Source organism: Xanthomonas melonis (assembly GCF_020783655.1).
In the GTDB taxonomy this organism is placed as follows: domain Bacteria; phylum Pseudomonadota; class Gammaproteobacteria; order Xanthomonadales; family Xanthomonadaceae; genus Xanthomonas; species Xanthomonas melonis.
This window is the reverse complement of the sequence record NZ_JAJGQH010000001.1, coordinates 15,824-42,353: the sequence shown is the minus strand read 5'-3', so window position 1 is coordinate 42,353 and position 26,530 is coordinate 15,824. Positions and strand designations below refer to the sequence as shown.

Genomic DNA, 26,530 nt, shown 5'->3' with positions numbered 1-26,530 from the left:
AGGCGTAAGCCAAGCAGCGCCTCATGCGCCCCTCATCCGCCCTTCGGGCACCTTCTCCCGGCGGGAGAAGGAAGCACGCTGGCGTTTGCGAATCCCTAATCCCTAATCACCAATCCCGGCCCTCAAGCCACATAGATCGTCTTGATGTTCATGAACTCATGAATGCCGTGGTCGGCCAGTTCGCGGCCGAAGCCCGAACGCTTGATGCCGCCGAACGGTAGGCGTACGTCGCTCTTGACCACGGAGTTGACGAAGGCGGCGCCGCATTGCAGTTGCTGGGCCACGCGCTCGCCGCGCCCGGCATCCGCGGTCCAGACGCTGCCCCCCAGGCCGAAGCTGGTGTCGTTGGCCACGCGCACCGCTTCTGCTTCGTCGGCAACGCGGATGATCGACGCCACCGGGCCGAAGAATTCCTCCTCGTACGCCGGCATGCCCGGCGCGACGTGGTCGAGGATCGTGGCCGGATACCCTGCATGCGAGCCGGCCACCGGTTCGCCGCCCAGCAATACCTTGGCGCCCTTCTCCACACTGGCCTGTACCTGCTTGTGCAATTCGTCGCGTAGGTCGGCCCGCGCCATCGGTGCCAGGGTGGTGCTTTCCTGCTGTGGATCGCCAACCACGCGCTGAGATGCCGCGGCGACGAAGCGTTCGATGAAGCGGTCGGCGATGGCGTCCACCACGATGAAACGCTTGGCCGCGATGCAAGTCTGCCCGCTGTTGTCGAAGCGCGAGCTCACCGCCGAGTCCACCGTGTGCTCCAGCTGCGCATCGTCGAGCACGATGAAGGCATCGCTGCCACCCAGTTCCATCACGCACTTCTTCAGTTGATCGCCGGCATTGGCGGCGAGCGAGCGTCCCGCGCGCTCGCTGCCAGTCAAGGTCACCGCGGCGATGCGCTCGTCGCGCAGGACATCCGCGGCCTGATCGTTATCGATATGCAGGACATCGAACACGCCTGGCGGAATACCGGCCGCATCCAGCACGTCCTTCATTGCATCGGCGCAGCGCGGGACATTGCTGGCGTGCTTGAGCAGGGCGACGTTGCCGGCCATCAAACCGGGGGCCAGGAACCGGAACGCCTGCCACAACGGAAAATTCCACGGCATCACCGCGAACACGCAGCCCAGTGGCTCGTAGCGTACGTAACTCGACTGTGCTTCGGTGGGAATCTGGCGCGGCGCCAGGTAGTCGGCCGCATGTTCGGCATAGTACGAGCAGGCCTGCGCGCACTTGTCCACCTCGGCCAGGGCTTCGGCACGCAGTTTGCCCATCTCCGCAGTCATGATGCGCTGCAGGTCTTCGCGCCGCCGGGTCAGCTCTTCGCCTACACGGCGCAGCAGCGCGCCGCGCTCGGCCAGCGGCAAGGCCGCCCAGGCGGGGAATGCCTGCGCCGACGCGGCCAGGCGCGCTTCGATGCCCGCAGCGTCCAGGGTGTGCTGGGTGTGCTCGACCTGGCCGGTGGCCGGGTTCACGGTGTCGTAGGACATGGCGGTCTCCAATAGCAAGGCCGCCATGCTAGTCGCCGGAAAGTTGCAGCCGCGTCACAACCGCCTGAAATCGGTGCAACGCTGTGTTTGTCGGCGCCGCAGCGCGCGGCCGCACCTCCAGCGTGCAACGCGAGCCTCATGGGCATCCGGATGCCACTTCCAGGACGACGTCACCGAGCGAGGCCAGACCTATCCATGTTCCGACCATGCAAAGTGTTCTAGCATCGCGCTATCGGCAGATCCATTCATGGACGTCCACCACGATGCGCCGGAATCTCGTTGCCCTGGTTGTCCTTGGCACCAGCACCTACCTGCCTGGATGCGCCTTCGTTCAGGACCTCTTGCGGGGCCCGCGGCCCGGCCCGGCCGGGTTTGTGACGGTCAGCTGTACCAGCCTGCAGCCGGATCCCGGACACCCCTGCGAGGAAGAGGCACAGCGTGCCTGCGCGGACACCGCGATCCGCCAACTCATCACTGCGCGTTCGTCGCCGAACATGGTCGCGCTCTTTCCCGAAAAGCGAAAGTCCAAGGACGACGACAAGAACAATCGTAAGGACCGCGCCGACGAGCAACCCGGATTCGAGCAGCACGGCTACGCCATCAGGGCCGAGTATCAGTGCTACCTGGCCAAACCGCAGCCCTGGGACAACGGCTATACGCCGCCTGCCAAGTAGGCGCCGCCGATCGAGCTGTTGCGCTCATCGGCCGACAGGCGCTGTCGGCATTCGGAACCGACCTGCCGCCTTCGTGCATGCCGGTGGCTCAGGCACTGCGTCCATCTGGTGGCCGACTGCCGGAGTGCATTCGGTGCCCCAAGGCTGGCGCGCTCAGCCAATGGCTTGTCGCGCCAGTTGCGCATCGCGCAGGTGGCGTTTTTCGCTGCGCGCCAGCAGCCACCAGCCGATCACCGCTGCGATCGAGACCGCCAGCACCATGACTGTGGCCAGCGCATTGATCTTGGGGCTGATGCCCAGCCGCACCGAGGCGAACACCTTGATCGGCAGTGTGGTGGAACTGGGCCCGGCCAGGAAGCTGGCGATCACCACGTCGTCCAGCGACAGCGTGAATGCCAGCAGCCAGCCCGAGGCCAGGGCCGGTACGATGATCGGCAAGGTGATCAGGAAGAACACCTTCAGCGGGGTGGCGCCCAGATCCATCGCCGCCTCTTCGAGCGAGCGATCCAGTTCCCGCAGCCGCGAAGAGATCACCACCGTCACGAACGACACGGTGAAGGTGACATGCGCCACCCAGATCGCCACCGCACCGCGCGGGGCGATGCCGAGCACGCCACCCATCGCGACCAGCAGCAACAGGGTCGACAGGCCGATGATCACCTCCGGCATCACCAGCGGCGCGGTGATCAGCGCGCCGAACAGCGTTTTTCCCGGGAACCGACGCAGACGCACCATCGCCATCGCCGCCAGCGTACCCAGCACCGTCGCCGCGCATGCGGTCCAGAACGCCACTTCCAGGCTGACCCAGGCCGCGTCCAGCAACTGCCGGTCGCGCAGTAGCTCGCCGTACCAGCGGGTGGAAAAGCCGCCCCACACCGTGGCCAGACGCGAGCCGTTGAACGAGTAGACCATCAGCAACAGGATCGGCAGATACAAGAATCCGAACCCCAGGGCGAGGATGCCGCCCCCCAGTACGCGCCCGCTGCGCGAGGCGCGCATCATGTCAGCCGCCCTTCCAGCTCGCGCTGCTGGTAGCGGTGGAAGATCACGATCGGCACCAGCAATACCGACAGCATGACGGTAGCCACCGCCGCCGCCACCGGCCAGTCGCGGTTGTTGAAGAACTCGCCCCACAACACACGACCGATCATCAAGGTATCCGGGCCGCCAAGCATTTCCGGAATGACGAACTCGCCTACCGCCGGAATCATCACCAGCATGCAGCCGGCCACGATGCCGTTGCGCGACAGCGGCAAGGTGATGCGCACGAACGCCTGCCACGGCCGCGCGCCCAGGTCGTAGGCCGCCTCCAGCAGGCGGCGATCGTGCTTGACCAGGTTGGCGTACAGCGGCAGCACCATGAAGGGCAGATAGCAGTACACGATGCCGATATAGGCCGCGACCGGCGTGTACAGCAACTGCAGGGGCTGTTCGATCACGCCGGTTGCCAGCAACGCCCGGTTGAGCAAGCCATTACCATCGAGAATGCCGATCCAGGCGTAGACGCGGATCAGGAACGATGTCCACGACGGCAGCACCACCAGCATCATCGCCACGTTGCGCGTGGCCGGCGGCAGGCGCGCGATCACATACGCCATCGGGTAGCCGATCAGCAACGCCAGCGCGGTGGAGATGGCCGCGATCCTGATCGAACTCAGGTAGGCGGCCACGTACTGGCTGTCGCGCAGCAACGCCAGGTAGTTGCCCAGGTGCAGCTTGACGCTGAGCGCACCGTCGGCCGCGTACGCGAACAACGGCGTGTACGGCGGCATCGCGGTGACGCGCTCGGCGAAGGAGATCTTCAGCACGATCAGGAACGGGACCGCGAAGAACACCAGCAGCCACAGATACGGTGCGGCGATCACGCCCCAGCGCGCACCCGGCAACCCGCGGCGGAGAGTGGTTAGCAAAACGTAGCGAGCAGTCGCCAGGGGGGTGCGGACGGCGCGGAGGAACCGCAGTGTACGGTTGGTACATGAGGATTCCGAGCACCGGCTGCGCCCTTCTGGCGGCTGCGCAGTAGTTTTGCTGGCCGCTCTCATGCGGTGAGCACCACGCCGTCGTCTTCGCCCCACTCCACCCAGACCGCATCGCCCCAGCGCAGCGCCTCGCTGGCCCAGCGCTGGCGATTGGCGACATGGACCATCAGCTTGATGCCGCTGGGCAGACGCACGTGGTACACCGAATGGCTGCCGACATAGGCGATGTCCTCGATCGCGCCCTGCGCCTTGTTGCAGGGCTGCAGCGGCTCCTCCTTGGCGATGGCGAGCTTTTCGGGACGCAGCGCGAATGCCACCGCCTGACCTTCGAAACCGGTGATGCCATGGCCGATGCGGATGGGGGCGGCGAATGCGGGCGTCTGCAGGACGACGTGATCCGGCGCATGGTTGGCGATCACCGCATCGATCAGGTTGACCGACCCGATGAACTCGGCCGCAAAGCGGTTGGCCGGCTGTTCGTAGATTTCGTCCGGCGTGCCGACCTGCCGGATCCAGCCCTGGTCCATCAACGCGATGCGCGTGGCCATGGTCATCGCCTCTTCCTGGTCGTGGGTGACCATCACGCAGGTGACGCCGGAGCTTTCGATGATAGTGACCAGCTCCAGCTGCATCTGCGCACGCAGCTTCTTGTCCAGCGCGCCCATCGGCTCGTCCAGCAACAGCAGCTTGGGTCGCTTGGCCAGCGAGCGCGCCAGTGCCACCCGCTGCTGCTGGCCGCCGGACAGCTGATGCGGCTTGCGCCGTGCCAATGCCCCCAGTTGCACCAGCTCCAGCATTTCGCCGACGCGCGCAGCGATGGCAGCCTTCGGCAACGCTTCCTGTTTCAGACCGAATGCGATGTTCTGCTCCACGCTCATATGCGGAAACAGCGCGTACGACTGGAACATCATGTTGATCGGCCGCTCGTAGGGCGGCAGCGCGTCGATGCGCTGACCATCGAGTGCGATGCGCCCGCTGGTGGGACGCTCGAAACCGGCCAGGCAGCGCAACAAGGTGGATTTGCCGCTGCCCGACCCGCCCAGCAGCGCGAAAATCTCGCCCTTGCGGATCTGCAGGCTGACATCGTCCACCGCGACGACGCCGTCGAACTCCTTGCGCACCGTATCGATGAACAGGTAGCTGGCATCCACAGGGCTGGAAGGTGACGACATGGCCTCGGGCAGTGACATGGGTGCTCTTCGATTGCGGCAGAGGCAGGCGCCCTGCACGGAGTCTGCGCGCCATCATGACAGAGCCGGGGTCGGCTGCAGTGTCCGCTGTCCGAGTACGGCGCGCGAGCAGCGTATCGCCTACCGCTATCGACGGCCAGACGCAACCGCGCGACGAGCGGCGGCCAGCGCTTCAGCGCCGCTGCTGCGACGCCTCGCTCCAGCCCAATCCCAGACTCTTCTGCAGGGCCACATAGTTCACCAGCAGCTGCACCTGCGCCTGGGCGGCGGCATCCTGTGCCGACAACTGCTGACGCTGCACGTCCAGCAGATCGATCGACGAGGTGGCACCGGCATCGCGACGCTGCTGCATCAACCCGGCCGAGCGCGTGGCCGAGGCCTCGGCCTGACGCGCCACCACCAGCTGCTTGCGTGCCGAGCCGAACCGCGACAGCGCAGCATTGGCATCCTGCAAGGCGCCCAGCACGGCCGCCTCGTAGGCGGCCTCGCGCCCGGCATTGCCTGCGCGCGCCTGTTCCACCTGTGCACGCGTCTTGCCGAAATCGAAGATCGACCAGCGCAGCATCGGTACCGCCAGGATGGTCCGCGCGTCGGAATTGAAATCGCTCGGCGAACCGGCCACCCAGCTCAGGCCGCCCAACAGGGTCACCTGCGGGAAGTAGCCATTCAGTGCCTCACCGATCTGGGCACTGGAGGCGGCCAGCTCGCGCTCGGCCTTGCGCATGTCCGGGCGACGGCGGATCAGCGCGCCGGCATCGTCCACACGCACCTGGGTCGGCAGCATCGGCAGCGGCTGCGGTGCGCTCAGCTGTGCATCCAGCGCGCCGGGCTCGCGACCGACCATCAAGGCCAGTTGATCCAGCGCTTCCTGCGCCTGCATCTCCAGCGGCAGGCGCTGTGCCTGCTGCTGCTGCACCTGGGTGGCGATCTGCTCGACCTGCAGATCCGACGCCGCGCCCTGGGTCCGGCGTTGCTGCATCAACTGCAGCGATTGGCGGATCTTGTCCAGGTTGGCATCGGCGATCGCCAGCCGCGCCTGCAACCCGCGGTAGTTGAGGTACACCTGCCCCACTTCGGCGGCCAGCTGCACCTGCGCGTCGGCCAATTCGGCTTCGGACGCCTGCGCCTGGGCCAATGCGCCTTCGGCGGCGCGGCGGCGGCGGCCGAACAAATCCAGCTCCCAACTGGCATCGAAGCCGGCGCTGTAGATCTGGGTCTTTTCCAGATCCAGCGCCTGACTGTCTTGCGCGGGCGGTTGCCCCTGCTGACCGTTCTGCAGGCCACCCAGCGTGTCCACGATGGACTGCGGCGGTTCGGCATATGCATACACCGCGCTGGCATTGAGCTTGGGAAGGTGTTCGGCGCGACGCTGACGGGCCAGGGCACGATTGGCACGCAGCCGTGCCTGCGCGGCGCGCAGGTTGGGGCTGTCGGCCAGCGCCTGGGTCACCAGTTGGGTCAGGGTCGGATCGTGCAGCTCTTCCCACCAGTGGTTCAACGGTGCGGCAGCCACCACCTCGGCGCCGCCGGCGCGGTGCAGGGCCGGCGCCTGCATGGCCGCGTCGGCGACGGCCGGTGCCTTGGTGTAATTGGGGCCGAGCATGCAGCCGCCTAGGACGACGGCGCTCAACGCCGCGGCCAGCGGCATGCGGAGCAGGCGCATGGAATCAATGCATCGCAAGGTGCGTCCCCTTCGGTAACGGCTTGAGCAAAAAGGCCAGCGGGATCGTGCACACCACGATCATGCCGAAGATCCAGAACAGATCGCTATACGTCATCACCAGCGCCTGCTGTTGCACCACGCGCGCAAACTGCGCGACCGAGCGGATCGCCGCCTCGCCGCCCGCGCTGCCCTGCATCTGCGCGCTCAGGCCGGCCAGCGCTTCCTGTGCACGCGGGGCGTTGGCGGTGATCGAGCTGCCGATGGTCTCGGTGTGGAAGGTCATGCGGCGCTCCTGGAAGGTGGAGATCAGCGCCAGGCCCACCGAACCACCCAGGTTGCGGCCGGCGTTGAACAGGCCCGATGCGTCGCCGGCCAGTTCCGGCGGCACCGAGGAGATCGCGGCCTGGTTGAGCGACATCATCGCCAGCGCCAGCCCGCAGCCCTGCAGCAGCTGTCCTGCGACGAAATGCATGCCCACCGTGTCGGCGGTCAGCTCCAGATTGACGAAGCAGGCAGCAGCGAAGCACAGCAACCCGGCGATCACCAGGATGCGTACATCCACCACGTCCAGCAGCTTGGGCATCATCGGCATCAGCAGCACGGTCGGCAGCCCGGACAGCAGCAGCACGTAGCCGGCCTGCTCGGTGTTGTAGCCGGAGATCACCGCCAGGAACTGCGGAATCATGTACATCACGCCGAACAGGATCATGCCAACCGCCATGATCATGATGAACACCGCGCCGAAGCTGCGATGCAATAGCAGCGACAGGTGGATCACCGGCGCGCGCTTGCGGAACTGGCCGACCACCAGCGCGATGAAGCCGCTCAGCGCGATCAGGCTCAGCGTGTTGATCTCGCTGGATTCGAACCAGCGCTCGCGCTGGCCTTCCTCGAGCACCACGGTGAGCCCGCCCAAGCCGGCGGTGAGCCCGTAGATGCCCAGCCAATCGGCGTCGAGCAGGCCGGCCCAATCGCCTTTCTCGTGTTCCAGCCCCAGCAGCAACAGTGCCACCAGGCCCGCGCAGATCGGCACGTTGATGAAGAACGCGTAGTGCCAGCTGACGTTCTCGGTCAGCCAGCCGCCCAGCAACGGCCCGATCACCGGGCCCATGATCACGGTCATGCCGAACAAGGCGGTGCCCATGGTCTGCTGGCTGGGTGGCAGGCGGGTAGCCACGATGGTGAGCGCGGTGGGAATCAGCGCGCCACCGGCCAGGCCCTGCCCCACCCGCCCGATGATCATCATGGTCAGCGTGGTCGACAACCCGCAGACCACCGAAAAGGCGGTGAACATCACCGCGCAGATCAACAGGAAGTTGCGCAGGCCCAGCGTGCGCACGAACCAGCCGGTCAACGGGATCATGATGATCTCGGCAACCAGGTAGGCGGTGGAGATCCAGGTGCCTTCGGTGCCGCTGGCGCCGACCTCGCCCTGGATGGTGGGCAGGGCCGCATTGACGATGGAGATGTCCAGCGTGGCCATGAACGAGCCGATGGTGCCGGCCAGCACCGCCAGCCATGCGCTCATATCGGCCTTTCCGCGGCCCACCCTGCCGCCGGCGCCATCGCCGGTGGCGGCCGCTGCGTTCATCGCGCGCGCTCCTGCTCCTGCACGCGCTCGGACTCCTCTTCGGCGCGCTGCTTGGTGTCCTTGGCCGAGCGGGTGTCGACGGTCACCTCCACCGACATGCCCGGCACAAGTACCTTGCGTGCCTCCTCGCCGGCCAGCACGCGGATGCGTACCGGCACGCGCTGCACAACCTTGGTGAAGTTGCCGGTGGCATTCTCCGGCGGCAGCAGCGCGAACTGCGAGCCGGTGCCTGGAGACAGGCTTTCCACCTGACCGTGCAGCTTCACACCCGACAGCGCGTCGACCTCGATCTCGGCCGGTTGGCCCGGGCGCATCAGACCGACCTGGGTTTCCTTGAAGTTGGCGACCAGGTACAGCGAGTGCTGCGGCACGATGGTCATGGTGCGGGTACCGGCGGCGAGGAACTGACCTTCCTGTACGGTCTTGTCGCCGACGCGGCCGCGGATCCGGCTGGTCAGGCGGGTGTCCTCCACCGCGACACGGGCCTGGTCGGCATCGGCCGTGGCCTGCTTCAGGCCGGCCTGCGCCTGCTCCAGCTGCGCAGTGCTGGCCTGGATCTGACTCTGCGCGCCGGCGGCCTGCGCCTGCGCGGCATCGTACTGGGCGCGGGCGCGCGCCAGTTCGTGTTGCAGGCTTTCCTGGTGTTCGTGGGTGTCGGCGCCGGAGGCGGCCAACGGCGCGAAGCGCTTCACTTCGGCCTGGGCGAATTTCAGGCTGGCGGCGGCCGCGCTGACCTGGGTGCGTGCCTGCACCAGCGCTGATTCCTGCGCGGCGACATTGGCGGTGGCGGCGGCGATATCGGCCTGGCGCGCGGCGATCGCTGCTTCGGCCTGTTGCAGGGTGGCCTGGTAGGTGCGGTCGTCGATCTGCAGCAGCGGCTGGCCGGCCTCCACGATCTGGTTGTCGCCCACCAGCACCTTGGTCACATAGCCGCTGACGCGCGGCGCCACCGCCACCGAGTCGGCCTGCAGGTAGGCGTTGTTGGTGTCCTGCATGTAGCGGCCCTTGATCAGGTAATAGGCCAGCCAGATCGCCAGCAGCGCCAGCACCACCACGCCCACCAGGATCAGCGTCCATCTGACCTTGGGATTCTTCAACGGCGAAGGCTTGGGCGGTGCTGCATCCTCGGTTTGCGCGCCGGTCGCGGGCGCATGGCCGTCATTGGACTGCTGATCGTGGTTGCTCAAGGGAAGCGTCCTGTGTGTCGTGGGCGTAGCGCGCGAGGGATGCCGCGACTGCGAATCCCGGAAGGCGGCGCAACCATACAATTATTTGAACTGCCCGGTACAGATTGTGTGACGACCCCGGTCAGCAACCGCTTGGGTTCGCAGGATGCGGCACTGCGAGCGGCCGGGACGAATGCCTACCCGGCATTGGCAACGCCCCACATGCGCCGCGGCGGGGAATGTGCTGAGGCCGCACGCACGTCACCACGCGGCCATTCGACGCGACCCGCCCGACCGGCGACCAGCGTGCCGCTTCGCCAATGCACAAAGCGCTTCGCTCAGCTCAACGACCGGTCTTGATCTCCGTCCATAGCCGCGTATACAAGCGGTCTACCTCGGGCGGATTGATCGCATAGGTGAACATCTTTGCGGTGACCTCCGGCGGCGGGTAGATGGTGGGGTCATTGCGGATCGCCGCATCCACCAGCGGCGTGGCGGTGCGCACCGGGTTGGCGTAGTGGATGAAGTTGGTGTTGGCCGCGGCCACGTCGGGCGTGAGCAGATAATTGATGAAGGCGTAGGCGTTTTCCGGATGCCTGGCATCCTTGGGAATGGCCAGCATGTCGAACCACTGCGGGGCGCCTTCCTTCGGGATGGCGTAGGCCACCTTGATGGTGTTGCCGGCTTCCACTGCGCGATCGCGCGCCTGGATGATGTCGCCTGACCAGCCCACCGCCAGACAGGTATTGCCGTTGGCCAACGCGCTCACGTACTGGCTGGAGTGGAAGTTCTGTACATACGGGCGGATGGTCTTGATCAGGGCGGCGGCCTTCTCGATCTCTGCCGGCGCGGTGCTGTGCGGATCCAGTCCGAGGTAGTTCAGCGCGATCGGAAGCATGTCCGAGGGCGTGTCCAGGATGGTCACACCGCAGTCCTTGAGTCTGGACAGATTCTCCGGCTTGAATACCAGATCCCAGCTGTTGGCCACGTCGGTGGTGCCGAAGATCGCCTTGAGCTTGTCGACGTTGTAGCCGATACCGGTGGTGCCGATCATGTAGGGCACGCCGTAGGCATTGCCCGGGTCCTGCGCGGCGATGCGGCGCATCACGTCCGGATCGAGATTGGCCAGGTTGGGAATCTTGCGCTTGTCCAGCGGCAGGAACACACCGGCCTGGATCTGCCGGCCGAAGAAGTTGAGCGTGGGCACCACCACATCGTAGTCGCTGCCGCCGGCCAGCAACTTGGCTTCCACCATTTCGTCGCTGTCGAACACATCGTAGGTGACCTTGATGCCGGTGCTCTTCTCGAAGGCCGGAATGGTGTCTTCGGCGATGTAGTCGGAATAGTTGTAGACGTTGAGGACCTTGGCCTGCGCATCCGCGTCGCCTTGCGCGTCACGACGGCCACAGCCGGACAACAGGGTGATGGACAGCAACAGGGCGAGCAATCGCAGCGTCATACGGATCTCCAGAGCGGCGGGGCGGTGCGGCCGGCATGCGGCCCATCGTCAGCCTACGCATGGCGCACGGGTTTGCCCAGCATGGTTCGTGCAGCGGGCAAGCGCGCCGTGTGTGCCGGGGGCGGAGGCGTGCATGCGGCTGGCGCAACGATCGCACCGTCGCGCCATCACCGCCATCGACTGCGCGCGCGTTGCGTAACGGCCCGGCGCTGCGCCAGAGACGGGGCACGCTGCGTCCGCGCGGTGTCCACGCTGCCTTCGTCCTGCAGCAGGCGCAGGTTCTCCAATGCCACTGCCGCACACACCGGGTGCCGTGCCACTTGCGTCGCCCTCATCCGCCCTTCGGGCACCTTCTCCCGCCGGGAGAAGGAAACATCTCGCCACCTCCGCGGCCTGCACACCTTCCCGGCGGAAGAAGGGCAACGCCCGGCACGGGTCTCGGCCACAGCGCTCACACATTCAACAGCAAGAACTCCCGCTCCCACGAACTGATCACCCGGAAATACGTTTCGTACTCCTTTCGCTTCACCGAGATGTAAGCCCGCACGAACCGTGCGCCCAATAATTCCTGCAACGCCTCGCAGCCTTCCAGGCCATCCAGTGCTTCTCCCAACGATCTCGGCAAGTCGTAGCCCTGCTCTTTTCCGTTGCTGTCGATCGGTGGCGTCGGCTCCAGCTTCTCGCGGATGCCCAGCAGCCCGCAGGCCAATGTCGCCGCCATCGCCAGATACGGATTGGCGTCGGAGCCGGCGAAGCGGCTTTCCACCCGCATGTTCTGCGGCGCATCGATCGGCACCCGCAGCCCGCAGGTGCGGTTGTCGAAACCCCACAGCACATTGCTTGGCGATACTTCGCCGAACATCAGCCGCCGGTACGAATTGACGTTGGGCGCCAGCAGCCCCATCGCCAGCGGAATGTATTTCTGCAACCCGCCCAGATAATGCGCAAAGGTGTCGCTGAACCCGCCGTCGCGTTTGCCGCTGAACACGTTCTTACCGGTGCCGGCATGCAGCAGGCTCTGATGGATGTGCATCGCGCTGCCCGGCTCGGTTTCCATCGGCTTGGCCAGGAACGTCGCGTACACGCCATGCCGCAGCGCGGCCTCGCGCATGGTGCGTTTGAACAGGAACACCTGATCCGCACGCGACAGGGCGTCGGCATGGGTGAAATTGACTTCCAGTTGTGCCGCACCGGATTCGTGGATCAGGGTATCCACGTCCAGCTGCATGGCGTCGCAGTAGTCGTACATCAGGTCCAGGATGGGATCGAACTCGTTGACCGCGTCGATGGAATACGACTGCCGCGCGGTTTCCGGCCGACCTGAGCGCCCGGCGGGCGGCAGCAGCGGGAAATCCGGGTCGGTATTCTTCTGCACCAGGAAGAATTCCAGCTCCGGTGCCACCACCGGCTGCAACGCGACCTGCGCATACGCGTCCAGCACACGCCGCAGCACATTGCGCGGCGCCAGTTCGTGCGGCTCGCCGCCCTTGGTATAGCAGTCGTGGATGACCTGCGCGGTGGGGTCCGCGGCCCACGGCACCATGCGCACGGTGGAGGCATCCGGGCGCAGCTGCATGTCCGAGTCCGACGGCGAGGTCAGCGCGTAGTAATCGTCCGGGAAGTCGCCGGTGACGGTGGTGGCGAAGACGCCTTCCGGCAGCCGGGTGCCGTAGTCGTGCGAGAACTTGTCGGCCGGAATGATCTTGCCGCGGGCGTTGCCGGTGATGTCCGGCACCAGGCATTCGACTTCGGTGATATGGCGTTCCTTGAGCCAGCGCCGCAAGGCGCTTTCCGGCTGCTTGGGCGTGGCGATGCGCGAACGTGTGCGAAGCGACATACGACCTCACTGGCCGCGCTGGGCGGCATGATGGCGACAGGCCTGATCGACGTCCCCTGAGCGTATCAGGCACGTCGAACAGAGGCACCGGTCGTCAGCGGCAGCGCGGCGCCCGCCTGGTACGCCACTGACTGCCTCGCCCCGACCTCCCGGTGCATGACACGCGCCAAGATGGCACGGTAGAACGCTGACTGTGTGACACGCCATATCGAATGCCCTCGCATGGCCGGCAGATCCGGGCCAGCGAAGACCAGGATCGGGCCGTCCGGTGTGGCAGATGCGTGCCAGTGTCCTCGCCTGCGACCATTGCCCGCAACACGATGCATCCCCCGCCCTGCTCACACCCGCTTTGCTAGGCTGGGCAGCGACTTCGCAGGTGGTGCCCATGGCTTCCGAGAACTCCGTCGCATCCCTGCCCGCTGCCGATGCCGCGACCCTGGCGCGCATTCCCGGATGCGTATCGGTGGATCTGGTGTTGCCCGATACCAACGGTGTGCTGCGCGGCAAGCGCATCACCGCCGACGCGCTGGGCAAGGTGTATCGCGATGGCGTGTGCCTGCCGATGTCGCTGATCGCCACCGACATCACCGGTACGACCGTGGAAGAAACCGGGCTGGGGTATGCAATCGGCGATGCCGACCGCATCTGCCGGCCGATCGCCGGTTCGCTGCGGCCGGTGCCGTGGGCCCCGCAGCCGATGGCGCAGCTGCTGCTGGCGATGCACACCCCGGAGGGCCAGCTGTTCGAGGTGGCGCCGCGCGCGGTGCTGCAACGGGTGTTGGCCGGCTTCGCCGCGCTCGGCTTGACCCCGGTGATTGCGGTGGAGCTGGAGTTCTACCTGTTCGATGCGCTGCCCGATGGGCAGGGCCGCCCGCAGACGCCGCGCGACCCGGTCACCGGCATCCGCAGCGCCAGCACCCAGGTGTATGCGCTGCAGGACCTGGACGATCAGCGTGGCTTCACCGATGCGGTCACCGCCGCCTGCCGGCTGCAGGGCATTCCGGCCGACACCGCGGTGGCCGAGTACGCGCCTGGCCAGTTCGAGATCAACCTGCAGCATCGCGCCGATGCGCTGCTTGCCTGCGACGAGGCGATCCTGCTCAAGCGCACCATCAAGGCCATTGCGCAGCAGCAAGGCACGCTCGCCAGCTTCATGGCCAAGCCCGTTTCCGGCCAGGCCGGCAGCGGCCTGCATCTGCATGTAAGCCTGCTGGATGGCGAAGGCAACAACGTGCTGGCCGGCCCCGCGCAGGCGCCCGCCGCTCCGCTGCGGCATGCCCTTGCCGGACTGCAGCGGCACGCGGATGCCTGCCTGCTGCTGTTCGCCCCGCATGCCAACAGCTACCGCCGCTTCGTCAGCAATGCCTTCGTGCCACTGGATGCCAGCTGGGGCTTCAACAACCGCACCGTGGCGCTGCGCATCCCGCATAGCGATGCGCGCAACACCCGTATCGAGCACCGCATCGCCGGCGCCGATGCCAATCCCTACCTGGTGGCCGCCGCGGTGCTGGCAGCCATGCTGGATGGGCTGCAACACCCCGGCGAGCCCACTGCCCCGGTGACCGGCAATGCCTACGCGCAATCGGTATTCCGGCCGCGCACCTGGCAGGGCGCGGTGGATGCCTTCCTGGCCAACGCGTTCATCGGCTCCCGGTTCGGCACGCAGTTCCAGCATGTGTTCGGCCAGCAGAAGCAACGCGAGTTGCTCGACTACCAGGCGCTGGTGCCGGACCTGGATTACGCCCGGTACCTGCGCACCGTGTGATGGACAGCCCGGCCGCAGCGTCCAGCGACACGCCAGGTAGCGGCTATCCAGACAGCTGGTACGCACGCAGCACGCCGGCCCTGCCCACACAGCCGCGCCTGCAGGGCGATCGGCACGCCGACGTGTGCATCCTCGGGGCCGGCTACACCGGCCTGAGCGCCGCCCTGGCCCTGGCCGAAGCCGGCTACCGGGTCGTCGTGCTGGAGGCAAGGCGCATCGGCTGGGGCGCGTCCGGGCGCAATGGCGGCCAAGCCATCGTCGGCTATGGCTGCGAGCAGGAGACATTGGAAACGCTGGTCGGCGATGCCGATGCGAGGCTGCTGTTCGACTTCTCGCGCGAGGGCATGCAGTGGCTGCGCCAGCGCATCCAGCGCTACGCCATCGCCTGCGATTGGCGCGACGGGCACGCCCATGTGCCGTTGAAGCCGCGCCAGATGCGCGCCCTGCAGCACGGCATCGTGCGCATGGCCGAGCGCTACGACTACCCGCTGGAATGGTGGGACCGCGCGCGTCTGCGGCAAGTGCTGGACAGCCCGCTGTACCTGGGCGCGATGTTCGATCCCGCCAGCGGCCACCTGCATCCGCTGGCCTACGCGCTCGGCCTGGCGCGCGCCGCGCTGGCCGCCGGCGTGCGCATCTTCGAAGATTCTGCGGTGACCCGGCTCAAGCACGGCGCCCAGGTCGTCATGCAGACCGTCCACGGCGACGTCACCGCAGACTTCGGAGTGATCGCGGGCAATGCCCTGCTGCATGGCGTCGCCCCGCAGCTGGAGCGGCGGATCATGCCGGTGGGCACCTATGTCGGCGCGACGCCGCCGCTGGGCGCGGCGCGTGCACGGGCACTGATCGGCAACGACATGGCGGTGGCCGATACCAACTGGGCGCTGGACTATTACCGCCTCAGCGCGGACCACCGGCTACTGTTCGGCGGGCGCGCCAGCTACTCTGCGCGCCCGCCGCTGCGGCTGCATGCGCTGATGACCCGGCGCATGCACACGGTGTTCCCGCAGCTGCGCGAGGTGTCGCTGGACACCGTCTGGGGCGGCTACGTGGACATCACCCGCAACCGCGCCCCGCACTGGGGCCGGCTCGCACCGAACCTGTATTTCGCACAAGGCTTCTCCGGCCACGGCGTCGCCGCGACCGGCCTGGCCGGCCAGGTGATCGCCGAAGCCATCGCCGGCCAGAGCCGGCGGCTGGACGTGTTCGCGCGCATCCCGCACCGGCCCTTCCCCGGCGGACAACGGCTGCGCACCCCGTTGCTGGTGGCGGCCATGAGCTGGTACCGGCTGCGCGACGCACTGTGGTGACGACCGCCGCCGGCACCGTGCAGGCTGCGACAAGGCGCTCAAGTTTTTGCGGGCCGAGCCGTTAGCTGGTCTGACGGTTCGATCCACACGGCCAACCGATGTCCCCAGGCACCCTAAATCGCAACAGTGAAAGCGCAGTCCTGCCGCAGCGCGTGCTGCTTGTGGAGAACTCGCGTACGTTCACCAGCATGCTGCGCGAAGCCATCGAGCAACGCGTGGAACTGCCGGTCACGGTCGTTTCGACCCTGGCCGAAGCGGCGCGTGTCCTGGACGAGGAAGACGGCTGGTTCCTGGTCCTGACCGGCCTGGTGCTGGTGGACGGCGATCGCGACAAGGTGGTGGAGTTCTTCCTGTCGCGCAACCTGCCCACCGTGGTGGTCAGCGGCGTCTACGACGAGGATCTGCGCCAGCGCGTACTGCAGCAGCAGATCATCGACTACGTGCTCAAGAACGCACCGGGCAGCATCGAGTACCTGGCCTGGCTGGTGCAGCGCCTGGAACGCAATCGCCGCATCGGCGCACTGGTGGTGGACGATTCGTTGTCCGCACGCACCTATGCCGCCGCGCTGCTGTCGATGTACGGCTACCGGGTGGTGCTGGCGGCCGACGGTGCGGCCGGCCTGGAGGCGATCGAGCGCGATCCGGGCATCCGCCTGACCATCGTCGACCAGGAAATGCCCGGCATGGAAGGGGTGGAATTCACCCGCCGGCTGCGTGCGATCCGCTCGCGCGACAAGGTGGCGGTGATCGGCATCTCCGGCAACAGCGATTCGTCGCTGATCCCGCGCTTCCTGAAGAACGGCGCCAACGACTTCCTGCGCAAGCCGTTCTCGCGCGAGGAATTCTTCTGCCGCGTTTCGCAGAACGTGGACCAGCTGGAATTGATCGGCACGCTGCAGGACCTGGCCACGCGCGACTTCCTCACCGGCCTGCCGAACCGGCGCTACTTCCTGGAACAGAGCCAGCGGGTGATCCCCAAGCTGCTGTCGCAGGAACAGACCGTCACCGCGGCGATGCTGGATATCGATCACTTCAAGCACATCAATGACACCTGGGGCCACGAAGCCGGCGACCAGGCCCTGCGTGCGGTGGCCGCTTCGGTCTCCGGGCATGCGCGTCCGCAGGACCTGGTGGCACGCTTCGGCGGCGAGGAATTCTGCCTGCTGGTGCCGGGGCTGGATGCGGCCAACGCCGCCAGCTATTTCGAAACCCTGCGCGAACGCATCAGCGCGCTACGCGTGCGCATCGGCGATGAAACGCTGAGCATGACGGTGAGCATCGGCGTCTGCATCGCGACCGAAGGCGACCAGTCGCTGCATCACCTGTTGAACGAAGCCGACAAATATCTCTACCTGGCCAAGGCCGGCGGCCGCAACCAGGTCCGTCTGGCGAGCTGATCGCCGCCGCAACGGCACTGCGCTTTCAAGCGCACCTCGGATCGGCTCCGGCTGGGCACAGCGATCGCCTTGCAGGAGCGCTCCCGGGCGCGATGAAGCTCTTCCGACAAGCCCGCCGCGCCCGTGTGCGTTCCTGCGAATCCATAGACGCGTCCACGCAAGACCCTCTCAACGACGCGAGCTGCGCGCCACCATCAGCGCGAACAGGCTCAGCACCGCCGCACCGCCAAGGTAATACCCCACCGCCTGCACTCCGTAGCGCGCTGCCAGCTGGGTGGCGACATACGGCGCCGGCGCCGCGCCCAGGATGCTGGCCAGATTGAACGACAGCGAAGCACCGGTGTAACGCACCTCGGTGGGATACAACTGCGCCAGCAGCGTTCCGCACGGCCCGTAGGTCAGGCCCATGAAGAAGAATCCCAGCGACAGAAAGGCCAGCACCTGCAGCGGGTGATCGGCCTGGAACAGCGGTGCAAACGCCAACCCGAATGCGACGATGGCGATGCTGGCCAGCATCATCGCCAGTGGCGCGCCGTGCCGGTCACCGAACTTCGCCGACAACGGGATGCCCAGCGCGAAGAACACGATGCCAGCCATCTGCAGCAGCAGGAACTGCTCCTTGTCGTAGCCCAGGCTCTTGGTGCCGTAGCCCAGCGCGAACACAGTCATCAGATAGAACAGCACGAAAGTGGCGAACGCGCCCAGGGTGCCGACGATCAGGGCGGGCCAATGCTGCGAGATCACCGTGCCCAACGGCAGGCGCACGCGCGTGTCGCGATCCAGGGTCTTCTGGAAATCCGGTGTCTCGGTGATGCTCAGGCGGACCCACAGGCCGACGATCACCAACAGGGCGCTGGCCAGAAACGGAACCCGCCAGCCCCAGGCCATGAAATCGGCATCGTCCAACAACGCCCCCATGCCCAGAAAGGTGCCGGTGGACAACAAGAAACCCAGCGGCGCACCGAGCTGCGGAAACATGCCGTACCACACGCGCTTGCCGGGCGGTGCGTTCTCGGTGGCCAGCAACACCGCTCCGCCCCACTCGCCGCCCAGGCCCAGGCCCTGGCCGAAGCGGCATACCGCCAGCAACGCCGGCGCCAGTACCCCGATCTGCGCATAGCCCGGCAGCAGGCCGATCGCCACCGTGGACAGGCCCATCGTCAACAGCGCCGCCACCAGGGTGGCCTTGCGGCCGATGCGGTCACCGAAATGCCCGAACACCGCCGAGCCCACCGGACGCGCGATGAAGGCCACCGCGAAGGTGGCCAGCGACTGCAGCATCGCCGCGCTGCCGTCGCCCGCCGGAAAGAACAGCGTCGGGAACACCAGCACCGCGGCAGTGGCGTAGATATAGAAATCGAAGAACTCGATGGTGGTGCCGATCAGGCTGGCAAACAGCACGCGCGCAGGCGAATTAGAGGGTGTGACAAGCGGCGCGGCGGCAGTCATCGGGGGCGGCATCCGGGAACGAGACGGCCGATTCTGGCAGATCGCGACTGCGCTTTGCGCGAGCGGACCGGCTGGTAAAAAGTTACAGGCGGGACCGACGGTGCTATGGGCAGGCCTTCCTTGCCCGCCCAAGGCGGCCGGCGAGGTATCGCTAGCTGTTCCTCAAAGTGCTTCGGTTGCAGAGCGCCTGCTTTATGGCATCGCTGCGACTGTGTCCCGCTAAAGCGCTGTCGTTTGCTGAAGGGTCCTTGCCCGCCCACCGTCGCGGGACACGCCGCAAGTACATCCCTGTAGCTCTTACGCGGCATCCATGCCGCGTAAGGTCCCGCGACGGCGAGCGGGCAAGGACCAGTCGAAATGGTCGGTGTGCCAGTGCAAGCGATAGGCGACCTCCGCTTGCTGCTCCGCGCTGCGCCGCCTGCGTATCACGAGCAGCTCGCATAAAAACGCCGACCAACGTTCTGGTGCGGTGACCTCGCCGATTGCGGGACCGTTGGCGGCATGGAGGCCGCCATCGAGCCCCCCAGGGATGGGTTTACGGCGTGTCCCGCAAGCGGTGAGGGCACCGCGTGCGCACAACGACGCCTTTGGCTCGACCCGTGCCCCTCGTCGTTCCTGGATGCGGTACCAACCGAATCCAAACCACCGCCAGCTCTTCATCAAAGCGGGAAGATCGCTCAACCGCCCTGCGGCGCTTGCGCCGTTGCACCCTGCACGTGTTCAACCAGACCAGCAGCAGTGATCACCGCGAATTGCCGCTCGCCACGCTCTTCCACGCGCACCCAGTCCGGCCCCGGCCGGCCGTCCAGGCTTGCCGTGCCCAGCCACGCGAGCGTGCGCAGCAACACGCTCATGCGCACGCCCAGCTGCTTGCACAGCTTCGGCAACGACACCCCCTCGGGCGCGTCGACCAACACCTGCAACAGCTGTGCGGTGAGCTGTGGGTCAGCGGACAAGCACCGCTCCGATGTCGCGCGGCGCCGCATCGGCGGTTTCGGCACGGTGCGGCAGCACGATCACCGGAATCGACTTGGAGGTCGGCGTACGCGCTTCGTCGGCGAAGCTGGACAGCGGCACCAGCGCATTGGTTTCCGGGTAGTACGCCGCCAGACAGCCGCGCGGAATGTTGTAGTCCACCAACAGGAAGCGCCGCGCCTCGCGGCGTACGCCGTCCTCGCACAGGCTTTCCAGGTCCACCCAGTCGCCGGCCTTCATGTTCAAGGCCGCGATGTCGGCGCCGTTGATGAACAGCACCCGGCGCTCGCCGAACACGCCGCGATAGCGGTCGTCCAGGCCGTAGATGGTGGTGTTGTACTGATCATGCGAGCGGGTGGTGGCCAACGTGAACACCATCCGGTCGTCACGGCTGCGGCGCGCCCGATGGATGGGGTTGTCGGTGGGCACCGCATGCGGCTTGAACACCGCGCGTTGCTCGGGCGTCACCCACTTGCGGTCGCGTGCGGTGTTGGACAGGCGGAAGCCGCCCGGCACGCGTACCCGCTGGTTGAAGTCGGCGAAGTCCGGAAACACCTGCGCAATGAGGTCGCGAATGCGATCGTAGTCCCCCACCAGCCAGCGCCAGCGGATCGCACTGCGCGCGCCCAGCGTGGCTTCGGCCATGCGCGCCACGATCGCCGGCTCGGACAGCAGGTCCGGCGAGGCCGGCGGATTGATGCCGGCCGACAGGTGCACCATGCTCATCGAATCCTCCACCGTCACACCCTGCGAGCCGGCGTCCTGGATATCGATTTCGGTGCGCCCCAGGCAGGGCAGGATCAGCGCATCGCGTCCATGCACCAGGTGGCTGCGATTGAGCTTGGTGGTGACGTGGACGGTGAGCTCGCAGTTGCGCAGTGCGCGGTGGGTGGCATCGGTATCGGGCGTGGCGGCGGCGAAGTTGCCGCCCATCGCGAAGAACACCTTGCCGCGGCCGTCCAGCATCGCCTCGATGGCCCCGACGGTATCGAAGCCGTCTGCGCGCGGCGGGGCGAAACCGAACACCGACTGCAGCTTGTCCAGAAACGCCGCCGGCGGCTTTTCGTAGATCATCATGGTGCGATCGCCCTGCACGTTGCTGTGCCCGCGCACCGGGCACACGCCCGCACCCGGGCGGCCCAGGTGGCCACGCAGCAGCAACAGGTTGGTGATCATGTGGATGGTGGCCACCGAATGCTTATGCTGGGTGATGCCCATGCCCCAGCAGGCGATCACGCGCTCGGCCTTCAGATAGATCTCGCCGGCCTTGCGCAGCGCCGCCTCGTCCAGGCCGGATTCCTCGACGATGGTGTCCCAGGATTCCGCTGCCACGTCCGCAGCGAAAGCGTCGAAATTGGCGGTGTGCTCGGCGATGAAATCCAGGTCCAGCAGGCGTGCTGCGCCCTCGTGCTGGGCCTGCGCATCGCGCTCCAGCACGTGCTTGATGATGCCCTTGATCGCGGCCAGATCGCCGCCGATCTTGAGCTGGAAATAATCCGAGGCGATGCGGGTGGAGCCGTTGTGCAGCATCTCCAGCTTGTCCTGCGGGTCGGCAAACTTTTCCAGCCCGCGCTCGCGCAACGGATTGAACGCCGCAATCGCCGCACCGCGCTTGGAGGCCTGGCGCAGCTCGCCCAGCATGCGCGGGTGGTTGGTGCCCGGGTTCTGGCCGAAGATGAAGATGGCATCGGCCAGCTCGAAATCGTGCAGCGACACGGTGCCCTTGCCCACCCCGATCTGCGAACGCAGCGCAGTGCCGGAGGGCTCGTGGCACATGTTGGAGCAGTCGGGGAAGTTGTTGGTGCCGAACTCGCGTACGAACAATTGATACAGGAACGCCGCTTCGTTGCTGGTGCGCCCGGAGGTGTAGAAGATCGCCTCGTCCGGGCTCGCCAGGCCGTTGAGATGGCTGGCGATCTGCGCGAACGCATCGTCCCAGCTCACCGGCACGTAGTGGTCGGTGGCCGCGTCGTAGCGCATCGGCTGGGTCAGGCGTCCCTGCCCTTCCAGCCAGTAATCGCTGTATTGCGACAACAGGCTGACGCTGTGCGAGGCGAACAGTTCCGGCCCGGCGCGGCGCGCGGTGGATTCGGCCGCCACGGCCTTGGCGCCGTTCTCGCAGAACTCGAAGGTGGAGGTGTGATCGCGGTCGGGCCAGGCACAACCAGGGCAGTCGAAACCGTCGGGCTGGTTGGCGTGCAGCAGGGTCTTGGCGCCCTGCACCGCGATGTCCTGTTCCATCAGGTGCTTGGCCACCGAGCGCAAGGCGCCCCAGCCGCCAGCGGGATTGTCGTATTGCTTGATGGTCTTCTTGCTCATGCGGGCTCTCCCACCGCAACGCCCAGGTTCAGGCGTTGCGGATGGCTGTAAACGACACAATCGTGATCGCGGGCAAACCCGATCAGGGTCAGGCCCGCACTGTCGGCCAGGCTGATCGCCAGCGCGGTGGGCGCGGAAATCGCTGCGAGCAGCGGTATCCGGGCCTGCGCGGCTTTCATGGCCATCTCAAAGCTGGCGCGGCTGGTGACCACCGCGAATCCGTGCGATGCATCGATGCCTGCGCGCGCCAATGCACCGATCAACTTGTCCAGGGCGTTATGCCGGCCCACGTCTTCGCGCACCAGTTGCACCTCGCCCTGTGCATCCGCCCACGCGGCGGCATGCACCGCGCCGGTCTGTGCGGCGATGGGCTGCCGTGCGTGCAGCGCGTCCAGTGCATGCGCCAGGGCGTCCAGGTCGATCTGCAGCGACGACTGCAGCACTGGCGGCACACGCAGCACCGCCTCGATCGATTCATTGCCGCACACCCCGCAACCGCTGCGGCCATCCAGGTTGCGCCGCCGCCGGTCCAGCGCAGCTGCCCGCTCGGGCGGGATCTCGATCTGCAACGAGGCGCCTTCCAGAAACGTCTCCACCGCGATCACACGCAGGTCCTGCGGGTGATCGACGATGCCTTCGCTCAGCGAGAACCCGAGTGCGAAGTCCTCCAGGTCCTCCGGCGTGGCCATCATCACCGCGAACGGCACGCTGTTGTAGACGAAGGCGACCGGCATTTCGGCCGCCACCATGTCCTGCACCGTGGCGCTGCGGCCGCCGCGATGGCGACGGACCGTGCGCACCACACTGCCGGGGCGCACGGAGCGGGAAGACGGAGTGGTCATCTCACCTCAATGGAACAGCACGAAGGCTTTCTGCAGCGTCACCCAGATGCCGAACAGCATCGGGATACCGACCGCCAACCAGGCGAACGCCACCAGCGCGGGGTTGCCGCCATGACCGATGCGCGCCATCTGCTCCGGCGGCAGCACTGCATGCCCGCTGCGGTCGACCTTTTCGTGCGCCAGCTGCTTTTCGCGCGCCAGTTCGTCGGGCGTCATGAAGTGACGCGCGGCCACCGGGCGCACCAGCAGGTTGCAGATCAGGCCGAGTACGAGCATCCCGGCCAGGATGTACATGGTGGTGTTGTAGACCTGTGACGGCGGGCTGCCGTGCGCCAGCTGGTACTCGCGCATATAGCCCACCACCACCGGGCCGAGGATGCCCGCGGTGGCCCAGGCGGTCAGCAGGCGGCCGTGGATGGCACCCACCATCTGGGTGCCGAACAGGTCGGCCAGATACGCGGGAATGGTGGCGAAGCCGCCGCCGTACATCGACAGGATGATGCAGAAGATGCCCACGAACAGCGCGATGCCGCCCACCCCACCGGCAGACGGCGCCGCCGCGTACAGGCAGATGCCGAGCAGGAAGAACACCGTGTAGGTGTTCTTGCGGCCGAGCTTGTCGGACATGCTGGCCCAGAAGAAGCGGCCGCCGATGTTGAACAGGCTCAGCAGGCCGGTGAACCCGGCCGCGATGGCGGCGATGCTGGCCAGCTGGGTCGGATCCAGGCTGCCGAAGCCGGCATCCACGCCGATCAGCCGGCCGCCGAACACTTCCTGCAGCATCGGCGAGGACATGCCGATCACGCCGATGCCCGCCGACACGTTCAGGCACAGCACGCCCCACAGCAGCCAGAACTGCGGGATGCCCCAGACCTTCTTCACGTGCACGTGGTTGGAGGTGATCATCGTATTGGTGCTGGCCACCGGGGCGGTCCAGCCGGCCGGGGTCCAGCCGCTCGGCGGCACGCGGTAGCCGAAGGCACCGGCCATCATGAAGACGAAATACAGCGCGGCCATGACCAGGAAGGTTTCCATCACGCCCACCGAGGTGGGGGTGGCGAAATGGCGCATCAGCGCATCGGCCAGCGGGCTGCCGATCATCGCGCCGCCGCCGAAGCCCATGATCGCCATGCCGGTCGCCATGCCGCGGCGGTCCGGGAACCACTTGATCAGGGTCGAGACCGGCGAGATGTAGCCCAGGCCCAGACCGATACCGCCGATCACGCCCGACCCCAGCCACAGCATCCAGATCTGGTGGAAGTGGATGCCCACCGCCGAAATCACCAGGCCGCCGCACCAGCACAGCGCCGAGACCACGCCCGCCTTGCGCGGGCCGGCGCGCTCCAGCCAGCCGCCCCAGATCGCCGCCGAACAGCCCAGCAACACGAAGAACAGCGTGTACATCCACTGCAGTTCGCTGATCTTCCAGTCGCAGGTGGTGGCCACCATGCGGGCGAACAGCCCCATGTCGGCCGGGCACGCGATCGACTCGGTAATGCCCAGCGCCTTGGACAACGGCAACCAGAACACGCTGAAGCCATACGCCATGCCGATGCACAGATGGATCGCCAACGCCGCCGGCGGTACCAACCAACGATTGAACCCTGGACGCGCAACGATGCGCTCCTTGGACAGCAGACCGGCATCGGTGCCGCTGGCTGTCGCCACGGTGGACCCTTGCGTCATTCCCATTTCCCCAAGATAGAAGTGCGATGAATACGATTGACGGCTGCGCTGGATTGGCAAGACGCGACGGCCGGCGACGGCAATCAGACCCGACAGGCATCGGTCTGGCGCATCATCGGCGATCCCCGCATCTTTGCAATGCTCCGTCTCGCCCCGCAGCGTTCCATCGCGCCGCCACGCCCGCGCCACGCAAGCCTTCCTTGAGATTAGCGGCCGGCACTGCGACTAATTGACTAGTCCTTATCGACTAGGCCGGGCGGGTGCACCTGCCTTCTGACGCGGTGCGGCGCCACACCCGTGCGCGACCCGGGGTGACGCAGACAGCGCCAGCTGCGTAGAGTCGGTCATCCCCGTCCCGGAGCCCGCGATGCACGACCGTCCTTCGCACGCCCCCGCCCATGCGCTGCACAGACCGGAGCAGCTGGACGCATTCTGGATGCCGTTCACCGCCAACCGGCAGTTCAAGGCGCGCCCTCGCCTGCTGACCTCGGCGCATGGCATGTACTACCGCGACGTCGAAGGACGCCAGATCCTGGACGGTACCGCCGGGCTGTGGTGCTGCAATGCCGGGCATGGCCGCGAGCGCATCGTGGCGGCGATCCGCGAGCAGGCCGGCACGCTGGATTTCGCGCCCACCTTCCAGATGGGCTCACCGCTGCCGTTCGTGCTGGCCCAGCGCCTGGCGGCGATCGCCCCGCCGGGGCTGGGGCACGTGTTCTTCACCAATTCCGGTTCGGAGGCGGTGGATAGCGCAATGAAGATCGTGTTGGCCTATCACCGGCTGCGCGGCGAGGGCCAGCGCACCCGCTTCATCGGCCGCGAGAAGGCCTACCACGGAGTGGGCTTCGGCGGCCTGTCGATCGGCGGGCTGCCCAACAACCGCAAATGGTTCGGCCCGCTGCTGCCCGGCAGCGACCATCTGCGCCACACCCTGGACCTGTCGCGCAATGCCTACGCGCGTGGGCTGCCGGCACATGGCGCGGAACTGGCCGACGATCTGGAACGGCTGATCGCACTGCACGACGCCTCCACCATTGCCGCGGTGTTCGTCGAACCGGTGTCCGGTTCGGCCGGGGTGATCCTGCCGCCGGAAGGTTATCTGCAGCGGCTGCGCGCGATCTGCGACCGCCATGGCATCGTGCTGGTGTTCGACGAAGTGATCACCGGCTTCGGTCGGGTCGGCGAGGCGTTCGCGGCGCAGCGCTTCGGCGTCACCCCGGACCTCATCACCGCCGCCAAGGGACTGACCAGCGGCACCGTGCCGATGGGCGCGGTGCTGGTGAGCGACGCCATCCACGACGCCTTCATGCACGGGCCGGAGGCGGCGATCGAGCTGTTCCATGGCTATACCTATTCCGGCCACCCGCTGGCCTGCGCGGCGGCACTGGCCACGCTGGACACCTATGCCGAAGAAGGCCTGTTCCAGCGCGCGATCACGCTGGGCCCGCAGTGGGAACAGGCGCTGCACGGCCTGCGCGGGCTGCCGCATGTGATCGACATCCGCAACATCGGCCTGATCGGCGCGATCGAGCTGGCGCCACGCGCCGATGCGCCCGGCGCGCGCGGCTACGCCGCGTTCGAGCGCTGCTTCCACGAGGGCGGCCTGCTGGTGCGGGTCACCGGCGATGTCATCGCGCTGTCGCCGCCGCTGATCGTCACGCCCGAACAGATCGGGCAGATGGTCCAGATCCTGGCCACGATCCTGCGCACGCTGGACTGAGCCCGCCATCCGCTGACGGCG

19 protein-coding genes and 1 other RNA gene are annotated in these 26,530 nt (G+C 66.8%); 5 read left to right on the top strand and 15 right to left on the bottom strand.

From position 1 onward, the window contains the following. Window positions 1–122 precede the first annotated feature (122 nt). Complete coding sequence (locus LL964_RS00140) at window positions 123–1,514, bottom strand: NAD-dependent succinate-semialdehyde dehydrogenase (protein WP_425478149.1); 1,392 nt, start codon at window positions 1,512–1,514, stop codon at window positions 123–125. Between the two features lie 236 nt (window positions 1,515–1,750). Between LL964_RS00140 and LL964_RS00135 the strand changes: the two genes are divergently transcribed. After that, entirely contained in the window at window positions 1,751–2,161 is a 411-nt protein-coding gene (locus tag LL964_RS00135) for a hypothetical protein (RefSeq protein ID WP_167395277.1), read from the top strand. A 153-nt stretch (window positions 2,162–2,314) separates the two neighbouring features. Here the strand turns inward: LL964_RS00135 and LL964_RS00130 are convergent, their stop codons facing one another. The 9 genes from LL964_RS00130 to LL964_RS00090 all read right to left on the bottom strand — a co-directional run bounded on the left by LL964_RS00130 (window position 2,315) and on the right by LL964_RS00090 (window position 13,046). After that, a complete protein-coding gene (locus LL964_RS00130) occupies window positions 2,315–3,163 on the bottom strand; it encodes an ABC transporter permease subunit (protein WP_104586886.1) in 849 nt (282 codons plus the stop codon). After that, window positions 3,160–4,071 carry an ABC transporter permease subunit gene (locus LL964_RS00125; protein ID WP_104586885.1) on the bottom strand — a complete coding sequence of 304 codons (912 nt, stop codon included), beginning with the start codon at window positions 4,069–4,071 and terminating at the stop codon, window positions 3,160–3,162. The genes LL964_RS00130 and LL964_RS00125 overlap by 4 nt, the downstream gene beginning before the upstream one ends. Then, window positions 4,063–4,138, bottom strand: a non-coding RNA gene (locus LL964_RS00120) — sX9 sRNA. Before LL964_RS00120 ends, LL964_RS00125 begins: the two co-directional genes overlap by 9 nt. A gap of 61 nt (window positions 4,139–4,199) precedes the next feature. Further along, a complete protein-coding gene (locus LL964_RS00115) occupies window positions 4,200–5,330 on the bottom strand; it encodes an ABC transporter ATP-binding protein (protein WP_104586884.1) in 1,131 nt (376 codons plus the stop codon). A 172-nt stretch (window positions 5,331–5,502) separates the two neighbouring features. Next, window positions 5,503–6,993: an efflux transporter outer membrane subunit gene (locus LL964_RS00110; RefSeq protein WP_167395276.1), complete on the bottom strand. Its 1,491-nt coding sequence runs from the start codon at window positions 6,991–6,993 to the stop codon at window positions 5,503–5,505. A 4-nt stretch (window positions 6,994–6,997) separates the two neighbouring features. Further along, a complete protein-coding gene (locus LL964_RS00105; protein ID WP_104586882.1) occupies window positions 6,998–8,584 on the bottom strand; it encodes an MDR family MFS transporter in 1,587 nt (528 codons plus the stop codon). After that, complete coding sequence (locus tag LL964_RS00100; protein ID WP_104586881.1) at window positions 8,581–9,771, bottom strand: HlyD family secretion protein; 1,191 nt, start codon at window positions 9,769–9,771, stop codon at window positions 8,581–8,583. Before LL964_RS00100 ends, LL964_RS00105 begins: the two co-directional genes overlap by 4 nt. Before the next feature lie 322 nt (window positions 9,772–10,093). Further along, window positions 10,094–11,209 carry a polyamine ABC transporter substrate-binding protein gene (locus LL964_RS00095; RefSeq protein WP_104586880.1) on the bottom strand — a complete coding sequence of 372 codons (1,116 nt, stop codon included), beginning with the start codon at window positions 11,207–11,209 and terminating at the stop codon, window positions 10,094–10,096. A 451-nt stretch (window positions 11,210–11,660) separates the two neighbouring features. Continuing rightward, window positions 11,661–13,046, bottom strand: a complete 1,386-nt coding sequence (locus LL964_RS00090) for a glutamine synthetase family protein (RefSeq protein ID WP_104586879.1) — start codon at window positions 13,044–13,046, stop codon at window positions 11,661–11,663. A gap of 385 nt (window positions 13,047–13,431) precedes the next feature. Here LL964_RS00090 and LL964_RS00085 point away from each other — a divergent pair, with 385 nt between their 5' ends. The 3 genes from LL964_RS00085 (at window position 13,432) to LL964_RS00075 (ending at window position 17,518) form a co-directional block, all read left to right on the top strand. Continuing rightward, on the top strand, window positions 13,432–14,811 hold the full coding sequence (locus LL964_RS00085; RefSeq protein WP_104586878.1) for a glutamine synthetase family protein: 1,380 nt from the start codon (window positions 13,432–13,434) through the stop codon (window positions 14,809–14,811). Continuing rightward, a complete protein-coding gene (locus LL964_RS00080) occupies window positions 14,811–16,121 on the top strand; it encodes an NAD(P)/FAD-dependent oxidoreductase (RefSeq protein ID WP_104586877.1) in 1,311 nt (436 codons plus the stop codon). Before LL964_RS00085 ends, LL964_RS00080 begins: the two co-directional genes overlap by 1 nt. 98 nt (window positions 16,122–16,219) lie before the next feature. Continuing rightward, window positions 16,220–17,518 (top strand): diguanylate cyclase, encoded by a 1,299-nt coding sequence (locus LL964_RS00075; RefSeq protein WP_167395275.1) that lies wholly within the window; start codon window positions 16,220–16,222, stop codon window positions 17,516–17,518. 168 nt (window positions 17,519–17,686) lie between these two features. Here the strand turns inward: LL964_RS00075 and LL964_RS00070 are convergent, their stop codons facing one another. The 5 genes from LL964_RS00070 to LL964_RS00050 form a co-directional block, all read right to left on the bottom strand. Further along, window positions 17,687–18,967, bottom strand: coding sequence for an MFS transporter (locus LL964_RS00070; RefSeq protein ID WP_104586876.1), 1,281 nt, complete (start codon window positions 18,965–18,967; stop codon window positions 17,687–17,689). A 677-nt stretch (window positions 18,968–19,644) separates the two neighbouring features. Further along, window positions 19,645–19,923 (bottom strand): hypothetical protein, encoded by a 279-nt coding sequence (locus LL964_RS00065; protein WP_167395274.1) that lies wholly within the window; start codon window positions 19,921–19,923, stop codon window positions 19,645–19,647. Next, window positions 19,913–22,261 (bottom strand): FdhF/YdeP family oxidoreductase, encoded by a 2,349-nt coding sequence (locus LL964_RS00060; RefSeq protein WP_104586874.1) that lies wholly within the window; start codon window positions 22,259–22,261, stop codon window positions 19,913–19,915. Before LL964_RS00060 ends, LL964_RS00065 begins: the two co-directional genes overlap by 11 nt. After that, window positions 22,258–23,103 (bottom strand): formate dehydrogenase accessory sulfurtransferase FdhD, encoded by an 846-nt coding sequence (fdhD, locus tag LL964_RS00055; RefSeq protein WP_104586873.1) that lies wholly within the window; start codon window positions 23,101–23,103, stop codon window positions 22,258–22,260. The genes LL964_RS00060 and fdhD overlap by 4 nt, the downstream gene beginning before the upstream one ends. Window positions 23,104–23,109: 6 nt before the next feature. Next, complete coding sequence (locus tag LL964_RS00050) at window positions 23,110–24,789, bottom strand: OFA family MFS transporter (RefSeq protein ID WP_104586872.1); 1,680 nt, start codon at window positions 24,787–24,789, stop codon at window positions 23,110–23,112. 367 nt (window positions 24,790–25,156) lie between these two features. On the opposite strand from LL964_RS00050, the gene aptA reads away from it, so the two are divergent. Beyond that, window positions 25,157–26,509 (top strand): omega-aminotransferase AptA, encoded by a 1,353-nt coding sequence (gene aptA, locus LL964_RS00045; protein ID WP_104586871.1) that lies wholly within the window; start codon window positions 25,157–25,159, stop codon window positions 26,507–26,509. The last annotated feature ends 21 nt before the right edge of the window (window positions 26,510–26,530 follow it).